Genomic DNA, 21,723 nt, shown 5'->3' with positions numbered 1-21,723 from the left:
TTATCTTTTATTGTCGTTTTACATCCGCAGTTTTCTTTCGTCTGTCACAAGCGAGATAAAGCCCGGTTACTGCAAACGAAACCAGAATCAACGCGATTTCCTGCACATGTCCTTGTGGATTTGCCCATAGCCCGTTCAGCAGGTGAATCCGGTCGAAGACCTCTACCGCGATCCAGAAGATAATTACGGTGGCGAAACCGAAACGCAGGCTCATGCCCCACGAAGCATAACGCAACAGCTTGGCGAACATGAACAGCGAACCGATGAAGCCCAGCATCCCGACAAGCAATGTCACCGGATGATGGTCGCCAAAAAAACGCTCATCGTAGCAGAACATCAGCACCAAGTAGCACGTCCACAGCATGGTAATGACTTCCATAAAAGCGACAATGCTGGTATGGCGTGTCATGGGGCGTGCGGCGATTTCCTTCTTGTGCTTGCCGAAGAACAAGCGCTGCCACCAGTTCAGGAAATTGCAGCCGTTGGCAGTGCAGAACAGGTACAGCATCATCGTCATGGCCCAGAACCCGAATGTGGACGGAAGTATCAGGTATTCCGGCCGGCTGACAATCTCGCCCGTTACCGGGTCGAGCTGCGCCTGCGTGCCGAAACGGTTGGCATAGTACATAAACAGGAAGTCGATGGCGCCCATCCAGTAAAACATACCGCCGAACAAACCCAACAGCGCTTGTTTGACGTCGCCTTTTATGAATACACCGATAATGACCATCAGCAAACCGAACAGCCCCATTCCCATACCGGCATAGAACTGTTCCACCCCCGCCGTACCGTCTTTCAGCGCACGTGCCAGGATGTGTGTCAGCGGCATGGCAACCAATGTCACAGCGATGGAGACAAACGCTTTAAGCCAGTGCCTTTTTCTCTCTTTTGTTGCTGCCATATCCGGTTTTCTTTATTGGGAAACGGCATTCTTTTTCTTCGCACCCATATACCACAGGTAAACAGCCAGTACAAGGAACGCTGCCAGTATGATAATCATTTCCGTCTTATGCCCCATAGGGTCTACCCATATCTCGCTCAACAAATCCATACGGCCAAGGATCTCAATCGGTGTCCAGAACACGATAACGGTAGCGATTGCCATACGGATGTTGGCCCCCCACGCAGAAAGGCGCAACTGTTTGGCGAAGATAAAGAACGAGCCGATAAAGCATCCGACCCCCACCAACAGTGTCACCGGATGATTCTCGCCCAGGAATACATCATCGTAGCAGAACATCAGCAACAGGTAGGAAGTCCACAGCAACATCATCAGTTCCATGAATGTGACGATACTCGTGTGGCGCGTCATGGGGCGGGCGGCGATGTCGTTCTTCTTACCACGGAAGAGCAACCGTTGCCACCAGTTGATGAAGTTGCATCCGTTCTTTGTACTGAACAGGTACATTACCATAATCATCATCCAAAAACCGAACGAGGCGGGCAGTATGAGATATTCGGGACGGGTTACGATTTCACCCGTCACAGGGTCGAGTTCCGGCTGCGTGCCGAAACGGTTGGCAAAATACATGAAGAGAAATTCCACCCAGCCTGTCCAGAAGAGCAGACCGCCGAAGAATCCCCAGAGTGTTTGGCGCGTATCTCCTTTGGCGAATACGCCGACAATCACCATCGCCATACCTACCGCGCCCATGACAAAGGCCGAATAGTGCAGAACGGTCTCGCTCATCAGATGCTCCATGATAATCATCAGCCCGTGCCCCAAAGGCATGGTAAACAATACCATGAGGAAAGAAGCGATGGCTTTCCACCAATAGCGCCGTTTGGCGGCAGGAGGTGTTACATTTGTTGTTTCAGTGGTCGTTACGTTAGTCTTTTCCATATTCCATTAATTTACGTTTGATACGTTTCTTGTAGAATACTATAATAATTGCCGCAGCAACCAGCATGGCGGCGTGCAGCGTAATTGTAAACTCCCAAGTGGGAGCATTGGGGCTGTCCCCGTACTTGTCTGCCATGACGAAGTGGGCGACCGTTATCGCCGTCAGGAAGACGATAACTGTCGGCCATTTCACCCACCGCCGGTTGCAGAAGCGCATAAAGCGCACGAATTGTCCCATCATACTTTCCGTCATTTCAATTCGTCGCAATAGTAACTGATTCTCCCGCCTTCATCACCGATTTCCACGTTGGCATCGTACCAACTGATAATCTGTATCTTGAAGTACCTCTCTCCGTCGGCGGTACGCACCACATACGTGTGGAACGAAGGGGTGTATGTGGGGGGAGGCCCGGAGAAGCTCATGGCCTGCGACAGCAGCGGGTTGGCATTGGTCTCGGTCGTGGCAGGACCGTTGTTGGGGTCGAACCACGGGTTGGCATCGAAGTCCAGATTGTTTTCCACAAGGTAATGGTTCCAGTCGTTCTGCGACATGGTGACGCGCACGTCGTCCGTGTCAACGACCCATTCCAAGTCGGAAGGCAGTTGTGAAACGCTCGTCCAGTCATCGTAACCGCCATAGCCCAAGTCGGCGGCACCGCCCTGACCGATGCCGCTCGTACCCGAATTGGTACGCATGGTATAGCCGCAGAAAGCCAGATCCCAGTCCGTGCGGTTGATTTGTTCGCCTTCCTTGATGTCCTTGTTCACGGTGTAAGTGTTGAATGACTCTCCCGTGCGGAGGTTGAAGTATATCCAGTCGTTCGTCACCCCTGTGGAATAGCCCGACTTGCGGGGCAGCGTCTTGCCCGTAAAGGGCTGTATGTCGTCATAGTCCACGCAGGAGAACATCGTGAGACAGCCCAGCAGGAGGCTTACCGTTTTGAATAATCCCATACGTTTCATTGTCGTATATTTAATCATTTCTTTTTCCTTAAAGAGTTAATCACATCGTCCAGCATAAATTCCAACTGCACCCATCCGCGTGTTCCCGGCGTGGCGGGCACGTTGAACATCGTGATGCCCGAACCGAGGGTTTTCGGCACGTAGTTGAAGATGTTGTCCACACCGAGCGTCAGTTTTACCTTATTGTAGAAGGTCTGCGACACCGACAGGTTGCACAGCACGTATTGCGGCAGGTCGCAACGGAAGTAGGCGTCATAGCTCTTGTTGTCCTCTTCCACGAACACGCGGTCCTGCACGTCGAACTTCTTGCGTCCCATGTACGAGGCGCTGAACACGGCGTTCAACCGGTAGTTCTTCTTCGTGAACTTGTAGTCCAGACTGGCCGTGGCGGCATGGGGAGAGGTGGTGTTCACCTGTATGCCCTCGTTCTTGCTCACGTTCACGAAGCTGTACGTCCCGTTCAGCGTCAGGCAGTCCAGCACGTGCCAGCGCAGCAAGGCTTCCAGCCCCAGAAGGCGTTGCTTGCTCAAATTGGTGTACTCGAAGTTGTACTGCATGTCGTAGATGCGCCATACGCCCTCGATTTTATCACGGAAATAGTTGCCGTAGGCCGTACCGGACAGGAACAGGCGGTCGTTGCTGTACTCGGCTCCCAGCGAGAAATAATTGTTCTTTTCCGGTTGCATGTTCTCGTTTCCGCGGATCATGAACATGCCCAAATGGTCCCAGTTGAAGAAGAGTTCCTTGATACTCGGAGAACGGTATCCCATCGAATAGTTGGCGCGGATGCTCCACCGTTCGTTGGGCGAATACTTGGCGGCAATCTTGGGCATCCCCATGAAACCGAACGCCTTCGAGAAGTTGGTACGCAGTCCGGCAGATACCATCCACTTGGGTTGATGGTCCACTCGTCCTGCAAGAAATACTCCGTTTCTTTCAAGGCGCGGGTTTTCAGATCGTGGTTGGCATTGCCGGAGAAACGGTCGGAGGTCAGTTCGTCCGACGTATGTTCCACACCGAAGATCAGGCTGTGCCCGTCGAAGTAGTTGCTCGTGATGGTCAGGCGCGGCTGCCAGATGCTACTCTCGTAGTCCTTGTTGCGCGTGTCGATGCGCTCGTGCCGCTTGAAGCGGTCGTAAAAGTCGGCATGAAGGCTACCCGTAACGCTGAACCAGTCCTTCACGTGGTAGGTCAGCTTGGCTCCCGCCGTCCAGTCACGCGCCTGGCTGAAAGTCATGTCCTGTATCAGGTCATACGTGTTCATGAAGAAGGTGCTCCCGTAAACCAAGACCGAGAGGTCATCGGTCGGGTCGTAATACAGTTTTTGGGAAACCGTGATATGCTCCTTGCCCTCGATGCCCATCGGCGGACGTGAGGACGAGTTGACCACGGTGATGTCGTGCGGAAGGAAGGGATTGGCCTCTTGCGTGTAGACCTTCTTGTCATTCTCCGCCTGATACATGTAGAACGCATCCGAGGAACTGTACCATGCGTCGGTCTGCGAGGTTACTTTCCCCGCCTTGAATCCGGCAGATACCCAGCCTTGCAGGTTGGGGCGGTCGGCATTCTTCTCGAACATATACAAAAAATCCTTCGGTTGCGGATTCTTGTAATTGCGCTCGTTCATCTGTCCGTAGCGCACACCTGCGTCGATGGAAAGCGGTTTGGTCGTTTTCTTCGTGATAAGGTTGATTACCGCACCGGCGGCACGCGAGCCGTACAGCGTACTGCTGGCTCCTTTTACAATCTCGATACGGTCGATGGCGTGCAGGTTGAAACGCTCGTAGTCGAGATTCCCGGCCATGTCGCCCGTCATGCGCTCGCCGTCCATCAGGAACAGCACGTGGCGGGCGTCGAGCCCCTGCATGGAGATTTCGTTTCCGAAGCCCACCTTCTGGATATTCAGACCGGGAGTTTCCTGCTGCAATGCCTGTTGCAGGTTGCTGTATCCGGCTTCGACCAACTGCTTGCCGCCCAAGACTTGCGTCGTAACGGGCGACATCTTGATGGGTCGCGCTGTACGCGAACCGGTGACGACTACCTCGTTCAGTCCCAAATGATCCTCTTCCAGATAGACGGTCTTCTCGGTTTCGGTCGCTTCTATCTTTCCTGTTGCCGGAACAAAACCGACATAGGATATTTTGTAATAATACGTTTTCTTGGAGGGGATTTTCAGTTCCGCCAGCCCGTCCACATTCGTGACGCTCCCCTGCAGGTTTTGCAACGCTTCGTTATCGGCATAGACCACAGTGGCCGCGATGACCGGCTGTTCCGTCCCTTTCTCCAGAACTTTGAGCTTTACTTTACGTTGTGCCTGGGCATTCATACATGCCAGTAAGACACAAAATAAGATGGCTGTTATTCTTTTCATCTGTCTATCATCAAAACATGTTATTCTACACAAAAAAGAGGGAAAGCCGTGTGTCTTACGGTCTTTCCTTCTTTCCTGCAATCGAAAGGTCAAGCCTTGCCCTGTTCTTTCTTGGCTTCTTCCAAGTCTTTTTCGTACTGGGCAAATTCTTCTTCAAAGCGGTCGATACGGCTCTTGTCGATTTCTTGCAGGAAGGTTTCGGTGCGCACGTTCATCATGTTGTAGTCCACGATGAACTCCACTTGCTTGGTGTCCACGTTCAGGAAACCATCTACACGGGCGCCGCTCCCTTCCTGGTTGTCCGCAGCGTCATCGCCGCTCGTGGTGACATTTCCGTCCGTTCCCACGAACTTCACCCAACCGCTGCCGGGGTATTCATCCTTTTCCCAACTGTTGAGTTGCATAAACTTCGTTGCACAGCGGAAGGTGATGGCGAAGGGCATGGCGCCCACGGTGAAGTCGCTCAGGTCGAGCACCATCGTGCCGTCTTCCCGCCAAGAAAAGTTGAATTTGGTGGGGCAACCGCTTTCCAACAGCGTCTTGTCCACACCGCTCATTGTAGCACGGGTTGAGAGCACGAGGTCTCCTACAAGGATTTCCTTCGCCTTATCAATATATTCCTGTGCAGGTGGCTCATTGGTAAGTGAATCGTCACTTTCACACGAACTTAATCCGATTACTGTTGCCATAAGAAGGCTGAATAAAAAGTATAACTTTTTCATTTTGCTTATATAATTTACTTGTTTTGTAATCCATAATTGTTTCCTGTTCATTACCCTTGCCTGCGTGTATTCCGCAAAGGGTATGTAAAGTCATGGTTTTTACATGATTAAAGGCAGGCTTTTTCCGATGGCAAAGTCTGTCTTTGATGTGTACCGCATGTAGGCTTCAGAAGCGGTTCAGGCGGTTTGGATAATTTTGTTTCCTCGCCGTCGGTTGCATACCGGAAGTGTTTTTAGCGGCATAGCAGCCTTGCTGACAGGATAATGGTGTCTTCCCCATTGGGTGAGGTGAATATATTGTGATAATTTTTTCTTAGTAACACACAAAAAAAGAGCTAAGAGAAAGCCGTTTGACAGCTTTCTCCTTACTCTTTCTGAATTTAATTTCGTTGCTTGACAAAATAATGACGAATTATTTTGTTCCAACAAAGTGTACGGATGCAGGGAAATCTGCACCTAAGAACTTACCGGATACTGCCAGAGTAAACTCGATAGTGTTGCCTGTAACTTTGGCATCAGTCAAAGAATCTAACTTCAATGTTACTAAATCCATGCCTAAAATGGTCAAAGTTCCTGCTTTATCACCTTTGAAAGCTGTAATTTCACCGGTTTCTTCATCTACTTCTACTTCCAACTCGATAGTGATATTCCCCGGCATACTTCCGATCTGCGGAAAATCGCAACTCAAAATACCATTTTCAAGAGTATAAGATGCAGCACGTGCTCATAATCTTCTCCTCTCATTTTGATTTGATCCATTGTACCGTTATAAGTACCTTCGTAATCGCTGATTGCCAATACGGTACTTACACCATCTACATCCATCACTGTGGCAGCGTCAGCAGACTGTGCCATTCCGAAACTTGCTGCAACAAGGGCAGCTCCTAAGAAAAATTTTCGCATCGTTTTTATAATTAAAGTTTAATAAAAAAATAATTACACTTTATTTTTGTTTGTTCAATAAAGTCCTCCAACGGCATCCTTTGTTTTTATCATACGATAAAGAAGAAGTATAACCTAACCTTCTGACCGTATCGTCTGGGTCAATGTCTGTATAATTTGCTTTCAGGAATGCTTGGGTTGATTCTCTATAGAAAGTGTTCTCTGAACAAGCGAAATAAGTACCGGCATATCCATCTTCACTATAGAAAATGGTCAGTTCCGGATAAACCAGATTAAAGTCTTTATTCAAATCACCTATACTGAGTTCTGCTACCATCTTGACATTCGACATGTCAAATGTTTCCAATGCGTCCAAGCATTCAATATCAATTCTGTAGGCTTTCAATTCATTTTTTTCGGGCAATTTGATTTCTTTCAGTATAGGACATCCCAGAACCATCAGACTACTGCCATACGTACCATTGCCTTCCGTTTCTTTATCTCCTTGACCCCAAATAGTGGAATAACTCAAATCTAACTTCTGCAATGCCGGGTTATTTTGGACCCAAGCACTTCGCAAATCTGTAGCATTGGATAAGTCGATATCTTCCACTTCTATATTTTGCAGGATGACTTGGGTTATGAATTTCCCTACTTTTATATTGGGCATAGAAGCTATACTTTCTTCTCCGGCAGAATAAAGGCTGATTTTAGCACCTTCCCAATAAGGATTCTCCACCAGAAACTGAATACCCTCAAAGTTGGTAACATTATCAGCAGGAGCAACAAGCAGTTCCTTTGTTTTCTGGTCGAGTCCCAAATGTTTGCTAAGGTCTATTTGGTCGCCGTTAAACAGATCGGCAAAATTTGTCTGCAAATAAGTGAGCAGGTTTGCGTCGGGCACGTCGCGCAGGGTGGTATAAGTTTGCAGATTGCCGTCGACATCAGTCATCTTCATATCAATGGTGCCGGCGGTGATGGCTTCCTTGTTTTGGCGGTAGAAACGCACGAGATCTTCGATATTCTCTTTAGCGGTTTCCGGAAGGTAAAGTTTGGTAATTTCGTGCAGGTTAGTCACAGTTTCATCACCGTTTTCTTCCACTACGACACTCACAAGATTATCATAGTCGTAGATTTCATTACCCGTCAGGTCTATTCCGGTGATTTGTTCCGGCAATTTGGCAAAGTCGAACGCCGGGCCGTAACCATTGTCCGACAGATCCACATCAGTCAAGTTAGGGAACATGGAAAGTTCTGCCAGTGCGTCTGTGGAAATCTGCGTTCCGGAGAGGTCAAGCGTCGTCGTATTGTTAGCCAAATCATCAAGCAACAGATTGCCGTCCTCGTTGAATGTGTAGCCTCTTTGAACAAGAATGGTTTTCAATTCGGTATTCTGCACGGCACCCGTGCTGTATGAGAGGGTGTTGTCGTCATCGCTGCACGATGCCCCTATCAGCAGCATTGCGAATGCCATCAAACCGACATGCAAATTGTTTCTTTTCATCTTTCTGTGATTTTATTATTTCGTTATTATTATTTCGGGGTGCAAAATTATAACGAGTTTACTCAGAGCACAATACCTAAAAATTGGTATATAATTAGAAGCAAATCACCACTCATTAACTAAAAAAATATAAACTTCGCTCCTGCTTTATAATTGTTTGTTAAAACGGTACTTGAAGGAGAGCATGAACCAACTACCTATCTGCTGCGTGTGTCTCTCCGACAATCCGGAGGAAGAGACGCTGCGGGTAAAGTTCTTTTTCTGGCTAAGGATGTCCGCCCAGTAGAATGACAGTTCCGCCTTCTTCTGTTTGAGGAAACGCCAAGAAAGGGAGGCGTTCCACACTACCTGGTCATCTTCGCCGGGGGTGATGTTCGTCCCGTTGCGGAAAGAATAATCGACATCGCTCCGCAACTGAATGCCGCCGGGCAGGTCGGCGTAGGCGTTCACCCCCAAGCGGTAGTCGCGGGTGTAATCGCCGGTTTCGCGCAAAAGGTTGGTGGAGTGGCGGAAACGCCAGTCACCCGTCAGGTCGAAACCTCCCCATTGGGGCTGGTAGCCAAAACGCAGGTTGGCATTCAGTGTCGTGTTGTGGGTCGTACTGCGCTCCGGCATCTCCTGCTGTCCCTCGTTGATAAGGCTTACGTTCTGGCTGAACGAAGCGCCGGTACGTGCGGTAACGGAAAATCGGCGTTTGATGCGCTTCTGGTATCGCACGGTGGCTCTTGCGTTCCAATTCCCGTTCACATTCACGGGATAGCTTTCTATACCGCCTGTTTGGGTATTGTACGTCACAGCCCGTGTCACACTGTTCACCGTGTTCGCCCAAGTCATGTCTCCGTTCAAACCTATCTTCGTGTCTCGTGCTTCTAAGCGCACCCTTTGGTTGTACGAAGGGCGCAGGCTGGGATTTCCCCGTGTAATGTTCAGCGGATCGCTGTTGTCGGTCAGTGTCAGCAGTTCGGTCAGTCCCGGCTGTTTCGTGTCTCCCTCGTAACTTAGTTGCACCCGTGTTTTCTTTTTGTGCCACAAGACGGTAACAGCCGGGTAGTAGTTCACGGAGGTTCTCAGCGTGTCGGCTTGCATCCGCCCGGTCTTCTGGTCGAGACTCTGCCGTTCGGGAACGACGGACAGGCCAGCGTTGATTTCCCAAGTTCTGTCCGTATAGTTAAGGTGGAGGGCCACTTCATGCGCTGTCGTGTGGCTTCGGCTTCTGTTGCTCAGGCTGTCGGTATAGGCTGCCTCGTAGCCTTCCGGCAGGGTGTACAAGGGTTCATCGTCCGTACCGTCGAAAAAGCGGGACAGGTCGTAGGTATTGCGGTCGTTGTTTTGGTTTTCCCGTCTGAATTTATACGAAAGTTGTGCCCGCAGGCTCTTGTGTAGTGGCTGTGTCAGTATCAGTCCCAAGCTGAATTTGCGGTTTCTGTTTGGGCTGTCATAATATTGATTACGGTAGAGGACGGAATCGTTACCCCACTCATCCTGCAATTGGTAATAGGTGGTGGAGGACACGGAAAACGCCTCGTTCTTTCCTCTCCCTCCGAGTATTGCATGGTTAGCCCCAAACTGCTGCCTTTCTCGTTCAGCCGTCGGGTGAGGTCGGCGTTCAGGAAATACTGCCGGTTGGCGCTTGTTGAACGGGAGTTCATGCGGATGCCATTCACCCGGATATCGTTTTCCGTTTGGCCGTTTTCTTCCCCATTGAACGGTGCTGTGATATCCAATTCTGGATTTTCATTGTAGGTCGCCTGCCGGCTGTCACTCCCGTTTGTCCCTTTCATCGCACTAAAGCTGCCTGAAAGGTTCAGCAAGGTCATCTTATCGATATTCCATTTCATGCTTAGCATGGTGCTTGCCATGCGGTTGGTGTTGTGGCGGTCGCTGGTCGCATAGCGGTAGCGGTTCCCCGTTTTCAGGTATTGCTCGTAGTAAGATGTCCCCTCGTTCCCATTGATAGCATTGCTGTACATGACATTCCCGTTAAGGTGTATCTTCTTTCCGAACTTTTTCAGGAAGTTCACCGCTACATTGTCTTGGCGGTTGTCTTTGTTTGCGGATGTCATGTTGCGGTTGCCGCTTTTGGCGATTACCGACAGGTTTTCCCCGCCGGTTTTGAAGAAATTGCTGATTAGTTCCGCTTCTTTTTTCTTGTTGTTACCCTTGCCTGCGGCTACGGAAGTCATCAGTGTACCGTTGAACTCCTTCTTGGTTTGCAGGTCGAGCACATAGTTTTCTTCCCCTGTTTTTATCCCCATGAATTTCTCCATTTCGCTACGCTTGTCATACACTTTTATCCTGCTTACCAAATCGGCGGGCAGATTTTCCAAAGCCAGCGCATGGTTTCCTGCAAAGAACGCTTCCCCGTTAACATTGATTTCCGCAATGGGAAGCCCATTATAAACCAAGGTTTTGTTTTGCCTGTCATATTCCAAGCCCGGTATCTTTTTTACCAGCTCTTCCAAGTTCGAGCCTTCGGGAATCCGGTAGGCATCGGCATTGATGACGGTAGTGTCGCCCACCAGTTCCACCTCCTTTATGGGAGCCGTGACCACCACTTCGGACAGTTCAAGACCTTCTGTCAAGACAATGTTTCCGACATGGATTTTCGTCTTGCCTGTATTTAATGCACGAAACTCCGGCTTCATACCTATATAAGAAACTTTCAGCAGGTAAGGCGATTCTTTCTTTGCATGGAAGCTAAGACGGAAATTCCCGCCGGCATCACTCATCACCCCTTTTACAAGGGTGGAATCCCCGGCTTCGAGTACCAAGATATTGGTATAGGGCAACACCTCTTGTCCTTCTCCATTGTTGGAAACGACAAGGGTCTTTCCGGTCACATCCACCCTCTGTTGGGCAAATAGAGTTATCGGAAACAGGAACATAAGTATCAGTCCGAGAACAGATATACGCACAATTACCCGTTATTTTTTTATAGTTTTTAAAAGAAATGAAAAACGGGTACAAAATTACAAGCTTTTACCAGCCGTGCCAATACCAAACAATCGGTATATATAATAACTCATTACTTTAACCTTCAACATATAAAAAATGGTCGGAACGATACAGAGTACAAGAAAACCTGCCGTACAACCGGGTCTTTTCCAGAGCATGGCGTCATGTATGAACCGGACATTTGTCGTGCAAATGAAAGCCTTCCAAAGAAACAAACCCCAGTCCACAATAAAAACAAATCCGGCAACCGTTCTTTTATAGAACCGGCTGCCGGACGAGCCAAATTGCGGAAACTGTTACCGTTTCCCTTCCAGAATCAGAATCGGCCGACCCGCAAAGCATTCACGAAAGCGCTGGCCTCTTCTCCCGTATAATGGAGTACGGAAGATGCCGGTTCGTAAGCGTAAGGAACATACTTCAGCAACTGGACGGCAGCGAAGTTACCGTCCTGCGAAACCATGTAGTCCATCCGCACACCGCCGTCCTTCTTCGGCAGTACCTCTGCCTTGCCGTCAAAAGTCTTCTCCTCCAGCAACCGCCCCAATACAGAGAGGTCGCCCGCATCGAAGAAACAAGAACCTTTTTTCACCAAACTGCCGGTCGGAACGTATATCAGACTCCTTTTTCTTATCATCAGGCGAATACCTCCGGCCACCAGAAAGGCGATTCCGCCGACCAGCAGGACAGGACCTGACGCGGAAGAGGAATCTTCCACTTTCGACGAGAAAAACAGAAGGCACAGTCCCACCGCACAAAAAAGGAGGGAAAGAATAAGAGCCGAAATATTGGTAATCTTCTTTATATCGGGATGCGCTGCGGAAAACAGGGTTTCGGCAGCAGAAATGTTTTGATTCATACGGATTGAAAATTTTATTTTTGCTGATTGTTCAATAATAAGATATACTCACGACGAACAGCCACACCCCGCTTTTCAGCCAAGTGTAACCGTCAGTATAAACGATAAAAAAACAAACCGCTAAATCAGAATCCGTCTCATCCCGAAGATATAATGCTCGCAGGCATTATCCCAGTTCGGGCTACGGGAAGAGTCATGCACGAGGGTACAACAATAGGTCAGGTTGTTCATGCGGCAAATGAGATACCGCTGTAAAATTCGGAGAAAATGGGCCGTTTCCACAGATATGTACCGAAGATGCATCCCCTTTACCGATGCGCCGGCACGGCAAGCCACATCGGGGATTTCCCCGATTATGCCTGTTATGTCGCTGTCCTTTTTTTGCCGGATAGAGTCTCTGTCATGGAATTGCTGAAAAGAGGCGTTGTCCGTATTTCGGACACAACATTCCTGCGCAGCCGCCACACCGGCCGCCGGAACATGCAGCGCCCCGGAATTGCATACCAAGGCCAGCAGCACCAACGATAGAACAGCAACGAATCCTTTCATACCTTAATTTTGCCTTGCAAAGGTAAGCATAAAGGCATTTTTTTACCATTCCCGTGAAATGATTAACAAAAATAAACGGAATCATCTGTGTTTTCCACCCGCAGGACTTAATGCGGGGGCCTCTCTGGATTCGGCCAGTGCCGCCACGCACTCTTCGCGTATGGACTTGATGTAATCCAGTACCATTAACGGATCGACACTTTTTCCATCGAGCTTGCAGGAAATATGCAGGTGTTCGCCGGTGCTGCGTCCTGTAGAACCGGTAATACCGACGACATCCCTCGGCCCGATAGCAGCCCCTTTCCGGGTAAGGATACGCGACAGGTGGCAATAGCTGACCGTGTAGTCTCCATGCCGTAAGGTCACATACTTGCCGGAGGATTTGTCCTGCCCGACTTTCACTACCACTCCCGCCATCATGGCCATCACCTCGTCGCCCCGTGCGTGGAGGTCGATTCCGTTGTGAAACTTCTTTTTTCCGGTAAAAGGATCTTTCCGATACCCATAAAGCGAGTTGATTTTCATCCGGTGCAGCGGATAGCTTACGCTAAGGTAACGCTCTATCCATACGTGTTTGCAGGTGTCGGCGGGCAATGCCGGGGCGGCGTCTCCTGCCGACGGTAAGGAGTCTTGGACGGAAAGCATGTTTCCGGGCAAGGTCGCCACATTATCCCTACCGGCAGAAACGACTTCAACCCTGTATCGGGACGGCACGGTCGAGACCGTATTGAATTGTGCTTGAACGGGGCCTGCGATACTTGCAGCACCCGCCATCAAAACCAGTAGTTTCTTTCTCATGCGGCAAATATAACCAGCCCTGCCCAAGATGTCCCGTTTCCACGGCCTTTTTCGACCAAAGTACAACAAAAAAAGCATTCAGAGTATGAATTTATGCGCAAAATCATACTCTGAACATAAAAATAAACTCTCTTAATACACTAATATTATTCTATTATATACAAGGGAATGAAAAGAATCTATCTTTGCAAAGTGTAATTCAAAATACAAAATTAAATATGAATGTAGTACGATTTGAACTAATTGAATTGCCCTATCCGACACTGGCCCGATTCGGGCTTACACAGGAGATGATCGAGGACTTGCCGATGCGTGTCCTCGATGAGATTTGCGACGGCAGACACTCTCCCGTGCTTCCGGTCCGTGTCCGTGACGAGAAGGGAGAACTAATCGAAAGCCGCAGCCGCTTCGCCCTTGTCCGTAGAGATGACGGTCTGTCGGACGTGGTATTTTATCCCGTCCTGGAATCCTCGCCACTGGAACGCTACGACGAGGCGCAACAGAAACAACTGCTCGCAGGCAAGGCGATTCTTGCCGATGTGGAGACGGCAGACGGACGGCACAGCAAGGCATTCGTGCAGATAGACGAGGAAACGAAGCAGGTGATGTATATCCCCACGCCGATTATCGGGCGCAACCTGCAAGTGCTGGCCGACATAATGCACCTCGGTACAATGGAGGTAAACAGTATGCAGAACGGCGAACCGCTGACACTGGTCGTGGACGATGAACCCGTCACGGTGGGCATCGACCTGCATGACAAGACCGGCATCCGCTTCTGTTCGGGCGACAGCCAGAAATGGAAAGAACAGCCCAAACGCGAGTGGGACAAGTACACTTTCGGCGTGTACGGCTGCTGGGTGATGGACGATGACGGCAACCTCGACTATGTTCCCGAAGAGGAATATACCGAAGAACTGTGGAACGAACAGAAGAAAAGCGCCGAGCGTAACCGTGCGGCGGGAGTTCACAAATAATATCTTAACATCCAGCGAATATGGCAGAACACCAATATTATTCCGAAGAGGTACTTATCGAGAAGATGGAGCGCGGCGAATACGGCTGGCTCGACTATGTGAATCATTTCTCGCCCGAATGGCAGGAGGAATATGCCCGCTATTGCAAGGAGCACAGCCTTATGGCGGGCAACGAATCCGCCGCCGAGTTCGTCCACTACAAGGACGAGCAACTGGAGGCGGCGATGGAGAACGGAGATGCATAACGGAAACCCTTTTTAACAACGGATTATGGCGATACGAAAGAATACCAACCCCCGAATGATGGACCTGCAACCCGAAATGCAGGACATATTGAGGCGTAACGGTATGCAGGCCCACGTGGTCAGCGACGGCACGGGCTACCGGCTCGTGGTGCAGGGCCACGATTCGCCGCTGCTGACCTACGACCTTACCGAGCGTCAGATGTTGGCCCTGACGGACTGGGGAACAAACTCGGCCAACAAGAAAGCCTACAACGTGTTCACGAGCATTGTAGGGAAAGACTTTTATATGCCCAAGAACTTCGTCCATGCCCGCAATGCCAACGGCCGTGTCGCTATGGGGCTGCACGGCTACCGTATCGGTATCGGCGAATACGGGCATGTGGGACGGTTGGGTATGCCGCCCCCGTTTCTCGCTGGACGCCACGCCACCAGTGGGGCTTCCATCTGCGGCGGGTCGGCGGCCAACTGTTCTATCCGGGACCGCCCATTGTCCCTGAACGGTGGGACGGACGCATGAAGCCGGGCGAATTGCAGTCGGGCGGCTACGGCTTCTATTACAAATACAAGGCCGGACAACCGGTGCAACCGGCACAACAGGCCGACGTCCTGCAAAACCTGCAGACGGTCATCACGCCGCTGGTCAGCCGTCCGCGCAGCACGGAACCGGCCCGTACCTACAAGGAACTGATAAGCTCTCCTGTCTATTTTTCCAACGAGAAATGGCAGGAATGTCTTGCCTCCCACGGCCTTATCGTCGATAAGGAGGCACGGACACTGACCGTACAGTCCGAAAAGGTGACCGCCGATCTGGTCTATGACCTGACGGAAGAAGAAACGGCCGTCCTGACCTCCAACTCCATCGAGGAACAACCGGTCGAGAAGCGGCTGGAAGTCCTGAACGGGGTTATCGGGGCGGATTTTGCCGACAAGGTAACGATGGCGGACCTCGACAGCAAACAACGTATCGCCCTTGGTCTGCACCCCGAAGTACAGGAGGAACTGACGCAGCGTCAGCAACAGGAGCAGGAAATCCTCTCCCCACTGGAAAACCAGCTCCGGCAGGAGATGCCGTATGGTGCGGCTGCTTCCGTCGATGGACGGGATATTTCCGTCCTTGACGAGCGCAAGGGCTGGTACCGAGAAGAACGGCACGGCAGGGAGGTCGAGGTCGGCGAGATAGCCGTACACCCGTCCCCCATAGAGGGCAAGTACAAGATGACGGCCGTCATCGACGGGCAGGTCATCAGCCACGAGATCAGCCAGAAGGATTACGACAAATTCCTTGCGGTCGATGACTACCACCGCATGAAAATCTTTTCGAAAATATTCAGCGAGGTGGACATGAAGATGCGGCCGGAAGCACAGCGCAGTCTCGGCGTGAAGATTTTCGCCGCCCTTGCGGCAGGAACGGTCGTCACGGCGGGTGTCGTCCACGGCCTGCGGCATCATCATCACGGTCCGGAGTTCTACGGTGAGCGTTTCGGAGGCGAGCCGCGTCCGTATTTCAAGCCCGGTGTCGATACGCCGAGGGACGTGGCTATACGCAATTTCGAGGCACAGATGAATCAGGATATTAACGATATGAGAAGAGGGAGATAAAGACAATTATGAGAGAAGGAGACCTTACCTACGACGACTTCCTGCAAAGGCTGAACATTCAGGACGTGCTGATTGACGCGGGCTACCACCTGAACCGGCGCGACGGCCTGCGCTATCCCTCGTATGTCCGTCTGGACAGCGAGGGACGGCGTATCCGTGGCGACAAGTTCATCGTGACGCAACAGGGAAAGTGCTGCTTCCAAGCACAGCAGCAGAAAGTCTATAACATCATCTCGTTCATCAAGGCGCACCCGCAGTTTTTCGCTGAATACCGTGCGGGCATGTCTCCCGACCGACTGGTGAACCTCGTGTGCAACCGGCTGCTGAACCATCCCATCGAGGACCGGACAACGCGGATTATACAGCCCAAGCGGGACATCCGCCCGTTCGACATCGCGAACTACGACCTGTACAAGTTCAACCCGCAGGACCGGGAGACACAGAAGAAGTTCTATCCTTATTTCAAGAGCCGGGGTATCGACCTCTACACCCAGTACGCCTTCCACCGCCACTTCTGTCTGGCGACGAAACACCGTGAGGACGGTGCGGCATACACCAATCTCGCTTTTCCGCTGACCTTGCCCAAAGGCGACGGCACGGTCGTGGGCTTCGAGGAACGGGGACGTGCAAGAATGGACGGAAGCGGCAGCTACAAAGGCAAGGCCGAGGGCAGCAATTCGAGCGAGGGGCTGTGGATTGCCAGCCTGCCCAAACCCCACTTGCGGAAGCTAAGCGTATCTATTGGTTCGAGAGTGCCTACGACGCGATGGCTTATTACCAGCTTAACCAGAAATGGGACAAGGAACTGCGAAAGGGAGTGTTCGTTTCTACCGGCGGGGCACCGAGCCAACAGCAGTTCAAAGCCATGATAAAGGCCACTCCACGCGCTTACCACCATCTCTGCTTCGACCAGGACCGTGCCGGACAGATCTTCGCCATCAACTTCGCGCTCACCCAGGCGGGCAAGACATTCACCAGCAACGTGACGAAAGACGACAAACTGCTGGTCCGTATCAGTGGCGAGGAGAACCAGAACTACGAAATAAAACTCGAACCCTTCGACTTTCACAGGATAATCGGCACGCTTTTACGTCCCAAAGAAATCTATCGGGAAGATGGTACGCTCGACTATCGGACAATCGGCGACGGATATTTGCAGGAGATGAGCATGGTGTGCCAAGACGAGTACGAGATAGCCCTTGCCGAGGGTTCGGCCAGTGAGGAAACACTGGAGGGCATGAGACAAAATATCATGGCCATAGAGGATGCGATCCGTAATCTTCCCGCTCCCGGCGAGGACAGCACCGACCTTATTGTGTACGAGCCCGCTGAAAAAGGCTATAAGGACTGGAACGAACAGCTCTTGGCAAAGATCAGGCTGCAAGAATCAGTCACGAAGAGCCGGCCAGAAGAGAAGAACCCGAACAGGAACGGCAAGCACGTTTCCACCGATGACAACGCAGTACCCCCTACATGAAACAACAAAAGAAAAGAGAAGACAATGAATGACAAGAAATTGACACATAATGATTTTTTGCAAAGACTCGATATCCGGGATGTACTGCTTGATGCCGGGTATCGCCAGAACCGACGCTTCGGACTACGCCTCTCCTCGTTTATCCGCACGGACAGTGAGGAAAAGCGTATCCGGGGTGACAAGTTCGTCATAACGCAACAGGGAAAATGCTGTTGCCAACCACCCCGGCAGAAGGAATACAACGTCGTTTCGTTCATCAAGGAGCACCCGGCGTTATTCGCGGAATATTATGAGGGAATAGACCTGAACCGGCTGGTAAACCTCGTGTGCAGCCGCCTGCTGAACATCCCCTTCGAAGAATACGAGGTGCAAACCGTACCGGTCAAGCAAGACCTACGACCATTCGATATAACAGACTACGACCTGCACAGATTCAACCCTCAAGACCATGAGATGCAGGAGATATTCTATCCCTATTTCAAGAACCGGGGTATCGACCTCAGCACGCAGAATGCTTTCCACCGTCATTTCTGCCTGGCAACAAAACACGGCGCAGACGGTGCGGCATACACCTGTCTCGCTTTTCCACTGACCTTGCCCAAAGAGGGCGGTACGGTCGTGGGTTTCGAGGAACGGGAACGTATGAGAATGGACGGATGCGATAGCTATAAAGGCAAGAGCGAGGAAAGCAATGAGAGCGAAGGGTTGTGGATTGCAAGTCCTGCCGGAACACCTCTTGCCGAGGCCAAACATATCTACTGGTTCGGGAGTACCTATGACGCGATGGCCTATTACCAACTCCATCAGGCGAAGAACAAGGATTTGAGAAAGGCGGTCTTTATCTCAACGGGCGGCAAGCCTATCGGGAAACAGATGAGAGAGATACTTGATCTTACCATCCCTGCCCGGCAACATATCTGTTTCGATAATACCCGGAAAGGGTCGAATCTCACATGGGATTTGCAAAAGGAGATATGCCGCTCAGTACGTTTTGCCATAGAGGAAACGCCGGAGAGGAAACCCTATCTCGATTCCATACCGGACGGCGGGGATTTGACAGACGGAGAATTTTACCTATTGCCCAAGGGTGGTTTGCAAGAAATCTGCATACGGTTCGACGCCGAATCGGAAGAAGCGGAGTCGATGCGTTCGAGCGGGTTGTGTGCCCCGGAAGACGTGCAGGACCAGATAGATACCACGAACAAGTGCTACCGGGAATATCGAGAGAAACTACGGGAGTTCCTTGGTATTGACAGGGAGCATGATGTCTCCATTACCTGGGAAAGTCCGGATTATCGCCATACGAGCTGGAACGAACAGCTTTTGGCTGAACAGAAACGTGAAGAGACTGTCGGGCAGGAGTCGGAAAAAGAAGAAAACGCCGGGCAGGAACGACAGATACACTTTCGCCGATGACCATGCCATATACCATACAAGATGTCCGGAACATTATCCTGCGCCCGCACGCCGGGCAATTCGTCATCGACGAACTGCCATTGATATTCATGTGCATGGCGGGACTGGTGTACGGCGGCATGGAAGGTATGCCGCTTGGCGGTATGGCGACGGTCATTGCCTTGTTTCTGTTCCTCGTGCTGCTGTATCGTTTCATTTGCCTGCGCCGGATATGTTACCGGGTCGGCAACGAACAGCTTGTCTGCGAGCGGGGACTTTTCTGCCGCAGGGTGGACTACATGGAACTGTACCGTATCGTGGACTTTCAGGAACACCAGAGCCTCCTGCAACAGCTTTGCGGTCTGAAAACGGTCGTTATCCTTTCGACGGACCGGAACAGCCCGAAGCTCGACCTTATCGGTATCCGGCGCGGAAACGACATCGTGGCGATTATCCGTGAACGTGTGGAAATCAATAAACGAAAAAAGGGAATCTATGAGATTACGAATCATTAGCATATGGGTGGTCTTTGTGCTTGCCGGTCTGCTTCCGCAATTGGCCAAGGCGCAGGTTGCCGCTTCGAACCCGTTGGAATGGGCAGCCTTGGCCGAGGGAAACGAACTGATAAACGGCCAGATAGACAAACAAATCAAGGGGCAGACACAGACCGCCCTGATGCAGAACAGTATCGCAGCGGAGTTCAACCGCATACATGAGTGGGAAAAGCAGTACAACAGTTACCTCAAGACGGCGAACGGTTATGCTTCGTCGCTGAAAGCCTGTACCCACCTCTATAACGACGGCGTGCGGATTTTCCTCACGCTGGGAAAACTGGGCAAAGCCATCGGGGACAACCCGCAGGGCATCGTCGCCAGCATGAACATGAACAACCTCTATATCGAGACGGCGACGGAGCTGGTTTCCGTGTTCACGTTGCTGAACGACGCCGTGGCCAAAGGCGGCACGGAAAACATGCTCACGGGGGCGGAACGGAGCAAAACCCTGTGGGCTTTGAACGACCAGCTCGCGGCATTCAGCCGGAAACTGCATCTGCTCTATTTGAGCCTGCGCTATTATACCCTGAACGACGTGTGGAACAACATAACGGCGGGTATGATAGACCGCAGCAACGGCGAGGTGGCCCGTCTGGCCATGTCCCGCTGGCGCAGGGCGGCAGCCATCGCCCGTTGAAAAAAGGATAATAAAAAACGAAGAACGATGAAGCGGATAATCTCGATATGGATTCTGTTGCTGTGCGCCGGTATCTCGAAGGTACAGGCGCAGAACGATGCGACCCTTGCGGGAATGATTCTGGTTTATACCAACAAGGCCGAGAAGGAACTGAAAAACCAAGAGAAGGTCATGCTGATGCAAACTACAGGGCATGTGTGGACGAAGGAAGAAGTGGAAGGCACGACGGACTTGCAACGGGAGTTCAACAATTACCTGAACTCGTTCCGCTCGATTGTCTGCTATGCGGCTCAGATTTACGGTTTTTACCATGAAATATCGCAGCTTACAGACAACATGGGCGACTTCACCAAACAATTGAGCAGACATTCGACGGGTGCATTGGCCGTCGCCCTCTCCACGCGGCGCAACCAGATTTACCGGGAGATGATATTGAACAGCGTGGAAATCGTGAACGATATACGCACGGCCTGCCTCTCGGACAACAAGATGACGGAAAGGGAACGTATGGAGATCGTGTTCGGCATACGTCCGAAACTCCGGTCGATGAACCGGACGCTGCAGCGACTGACCAAGGCAGTGAAATACACCACGATGGGCGACATCTGGCGGGAAATCGACGAGGGCGCACGCCCTGTCGCGGACAAGTACGACATCGTGAAAGCCGCCCAAAGACGCTGGCGGCAAATTGGAAGAAATGTAAGACCCTAAAAAAAAGAATAAAAATATGGGAGCTTGGGATACGATATTGAAATACGGCGGAAAGGCCATGAAAGGCATGGGCAAGGCCGCCAATGCGACGGGGAAAAGTGCCGGTCATGCGGTACTGCATCCCTCGCAGACCCTTCGGGGAGCCGGGCAGGCGGTCAAAACGGCTACCGCCGGAGCTGCCGTCGGTTATGTGGGTTGGGAAAAACTGACCACCGACAAAAGTGTCGCACGGATCGTCAGTGAGGCCGTAGTCGGCAAATCCGCACGGATGCCCTTGCAGGTACGACCGAAGACATGAAGGAACTGAAAGACAAAGCCGGAGAGACGGTCTCTGCCATAGGTGAGGCTGTGGGAGGCGCGGACTCGAAACTGAACGGGGTATCGAACTTCCTGCGGGAAGCCTCCGGCGGTGGGTTGTTCAACATGCTCAGCGGCTTTTTGCGAAACCTCGGAGGGGGCAATGTGTCGGGATTGAACATTGCAGGACTTATCGCAGCAGCGTACCTCGTGTTCGGACGTTTCGGCTGGCTGGGTAAAATCGCCGGTCTGTTTCTGGGCATGATGCTTATCGGCAACAATGCGGGCGTTGTCCGCACGGTTCCCTCGGAAACGGTATCGAGGACACAGACGCCGACACTCTCTCCGGAGGAACAAACGCAAAGCGGAGGAATGAGAAGATAGAAAC

Annotated in this window: 18 protein-coding genes and 5 pseudogenes; 9 read left to right on the top strand and 14 right to left on the bottom strand. The window is 51.3% G+C overall.

Annotated features, from left to right (window positions below):
• Positions 1 to 7: 7 nt before the first annotated feature.
• From DXA05_RS11505 to DXA05_RS11440, 14 genes and pseudogenes are all read right to left on the bottom strand, one after another.
• On the bottom strand, positions 8 to 901 hold the full coding sequence (locus DXA05_RS11505; RefSeq protein ID WP_044301924.1) for a hypothetical protein: 894 nt from the start codon (positions 899 to 901) through the stop codon (positions 8 to 10).
• A gap of 12 nt (positions 902 to 913) precedes the next feature.
• Entirely contained in the window at positions 914 to 1,843 is a 930-nt protein-coding gene (locus DXA05_RS11500; RefSeq protein WP_007569373.1) for a hypothetical protein, read from the bottom strand.
• Positions 1,830 to 2,084, bottom strand: a complete 255-nt coding sequence (locus DXA05_RS11495) for a hypothetical protein (protein WP_225719307.1) — start codon at positions 2,082 to 2,084, stop codon at positions 1,830 to 1,832. Before DXA05_RS11495 ends, DXA05_RS11500 begins: the two co-directional genes overlap by 14 nt.
• Positions 2,085 to 2,092: 8 nt before the next feature.
• Entirely contained in the window at positions 2,093 to 2,806 is a 714-nt protein-coding gene (locus DXA05_RS11490; RefSeq protein WP_008655044.1) for an HmuY family protein, read from the bottom strand.
• Between the two features lie 14 nt (positions 2,807 to 2,820).
• Positions 2,821 to 3,714, bottom strand: coding sequence for a TonB-dependent receptor (locus DXA05_RS28370; protein ID WP_347812599.1), 894 nt, complete (start codon positions 3,712 to 3,714; stop codon positions 2,821 to 2,823).
• Positions 3,715 to 4,559: 845 nt separating this feature from the next.
• Positions 4,560 to 5,132, bottom strand: a pseudogene (locus DXA05_RS28365) (TonB-dependent receptor plug domain-containing protein); the annotation flags it as partial.
• Between the two features lie 134 nt (positions 5,133 to 5,266).
• A complete protein-coding gene (locus tag DXA05_RS11480; RefSeq protein ID WP_044301994.1) occupies positions 5,267 to 5,899 on the bottom strand; it encodes a DUF4903 family protein in 633 nt (210 codons plus the stop codon).
• Positions 5,900 to 6,311: 412 nt separating this feature from the next.
• Positions 6,312 to 6,587: a hypothetical protein gene (locus DXA05_RS27510; RefSeq protein ID WP_284515534.1), complete on the bottom strand. Its 276-nt coding sequence runs from the start codon at positions 6,585 to 6,587 to the stop codon at positions 6,312 to 6,314.
• On the bottom strand, positions 6,584 to 6,802 hold the full coding sequence (locus DXA05_RS27505; RefSeq protein WP_284515533.1) for a hypothetical protein: 219 nt from the start codon (positions 6,800 to 6,802) through the stop codon (positions 6,584 to 6,586). The genes DXA05_RS27510 and DXA05_RS27505 overlap by 4 nt, the downstream gene beginning before the upstream one ends.
• 40 nt (positions 6,803 to 6,842) lie before the next feature.
• Positions 6,843 to 8,285 (bottom strand): hypothetical protein, encoded by a 1,443-nt coding sequence (locus DXA05_RS11465; protein WP_007569382.1) that lies wholly within the window; start codon positions 8,283 to 8,285, stop codon positions 6,843 to 6,845.
• Positions 8,286 to 8,432: 147 nt separating this feature from the next.
• A pseudogene (locus tag DXA05_RS11460) lies at positions 8,433 to 11,170 on the bottom strand (outer membrane beta-barrel protein).
• Positions 11,171 to 11,556: 386 nt separating this feature from the next.
• Complete coding sequence (locus DXA05_RS11450; protein WP_007567538.1) at positions 11,557 to 12,096, bottom strand: hypothetical protein; 540 nt, start codon at positions 12,094 to 12,096, stop codon at positions 11,557 to 11,559.
• 120 nt (positions 12,097 to 12,216) lie between these two features.
• Positions 12,217 to 12,603 (bottom strand): hypothetical protein, encoded by a 387-nt coding sequence (locus DXA05_RS11445; protein WP_172681970.1) that lies wholly within the window; start codon positions 12,601 to 12,603, stop codon positions 12,217 to 12,219.
• A 123-nt stretch (positions 12,604 to 12,726) separates the two neighbouring features.
• Positions 12,727 to 13,521 (bottom strand): M23 family metallopeptidase, encoded by a 795-nt coding sequence (locus DXA05_RS11440; RefSeq protein ID WP_044301929.1) that lies wholly within the window; start codon positions 13,519 to 13,521, stop codon positions 12,727 to 12,729.
• A 140-nt stretch (positions 13,522 to 13,661) separates the two neighbouring features.
• Between DXA05_RS11440 and DXA05_RS11435 the strand changes: the two genes are divergently transcribed.
• The 9 genes and pseudogenes from DXA05_RS11435 to DXA05_RS11395 all read left to right on the top strand — a co-directional run bounded on the left by DXA05_RS11435 (position 13,662) and on the right by DXA05_RS11395 (position 21,719).
• Entirely contained in the window at positions 13,662 to 14,420 is a 759-nt protein-coding gene (locus tag DXA05_RS11435; protein WP_007567550.1) for a DUF4099 domain-containing protein, read from the top strand.
• Positions 14,421 to 14,440: 20 nt separating this feature from the next.
• Entirely contained in the window at positions 14,441 to 14,665 is a 225-nt protein-coding gene (locus tag DXA05_RS11430; protein WP_007567552.1) for a hypothetical protein, read from the top strand.
• Positions 14,666 to 14,690: 25 nt separating this feature from the next.
• Positions 14,691 to 16,264: pseudogene (locus DXA05_RS11425) on the top strand (hypothetical protein).
• 8 nt (positions 16,265 to 16,272) lie between these two features.
• Positions 16,273 to 17,719 (top strand): annotated as a pseudogene (locus DXA05_RS11420) (toprim domain-containing protein).
• A 46-nt stretch (positions 17,720 to 17,765) separates the two neighbouring features.
• The gene (locus tag DXA05_RS11415; protein WP_007567560.1) at positions 17,766 to 19,157 is read left to right on the top strand and encodes a toprim domain-containing protein; all 1,392 of its coding nucleotides are present in this window, start codon (positions 17,766 to 17,768) and stop codon (positions 19,155 to 19,157) included.
• Positions 19,154 to 19,651 carry a PH domain-containing protein gene (locus DXA05_RS11410; RefSeq protein WP_007567564.1) on the top strand — a complete coding sequence of 166 codons (498 nt, stop codon included), beginning with the start codon at positions 19,154 to 19,156 and terminating at the stop codon, positions 19,649 to 19,651. Before DXA05_RS11415 ends, DXA05_RS11410 begins: the two co-directional genes overlap by 4 nt.
• On the top strand, positions 19,632 to 20,327 hold the full coding sequence (locus tag DXA05_RS11405; protein WP_007567566.1) for a hypothetical protein: 696 nt from the start codon (positions 19,632 to 19,634) through the stop codon (positions 20,325 to 20,327). Before DXA05_RS11410 ends, DXA05_RS11405 begins: the two co-directional genes overlap by 20 nt.
• A gap of 27 nt (positions 20,328 to 20,354) precedes the next feature.
• On the top strand, positions 20,355 to 21,038 hold the full coding sequence (locus tag DXA05_RS11400) for a hypothetical protein (RefSeq protein ID WP_008655035.1): 684 nt from the start codon (positions 20,355 to 20,357) through the stop codon (positions 21,036 to 21,038).
• A 16-nt stretch (positions 21,039 to 21,054) separates the two neighbouring features.
• Positions 21,055 to 21,719: pseudogene (locus tag DXA05_RS11395) on the top strand (hypothetical protein).
• Positions 21,720 to 21,723 lie beyond the last annotated feature (4 nt).

The organism is Bacteroides sp. AM54-2NS, from assembly GCF_003602935.1.
Taxonomy (GTDB): domain Bacteria; phylum Bacteroidota; class Bacteroidia; order Bacteroidales; family Bacteroidaceae; genus Bacteroides; species Bacteroides xylanisolvens.
The sequence above is the reverse complement of the archived record's forward strand: the minus strand, read 5'-3'. Positions and strand labels throughout refer to the sequence as shown.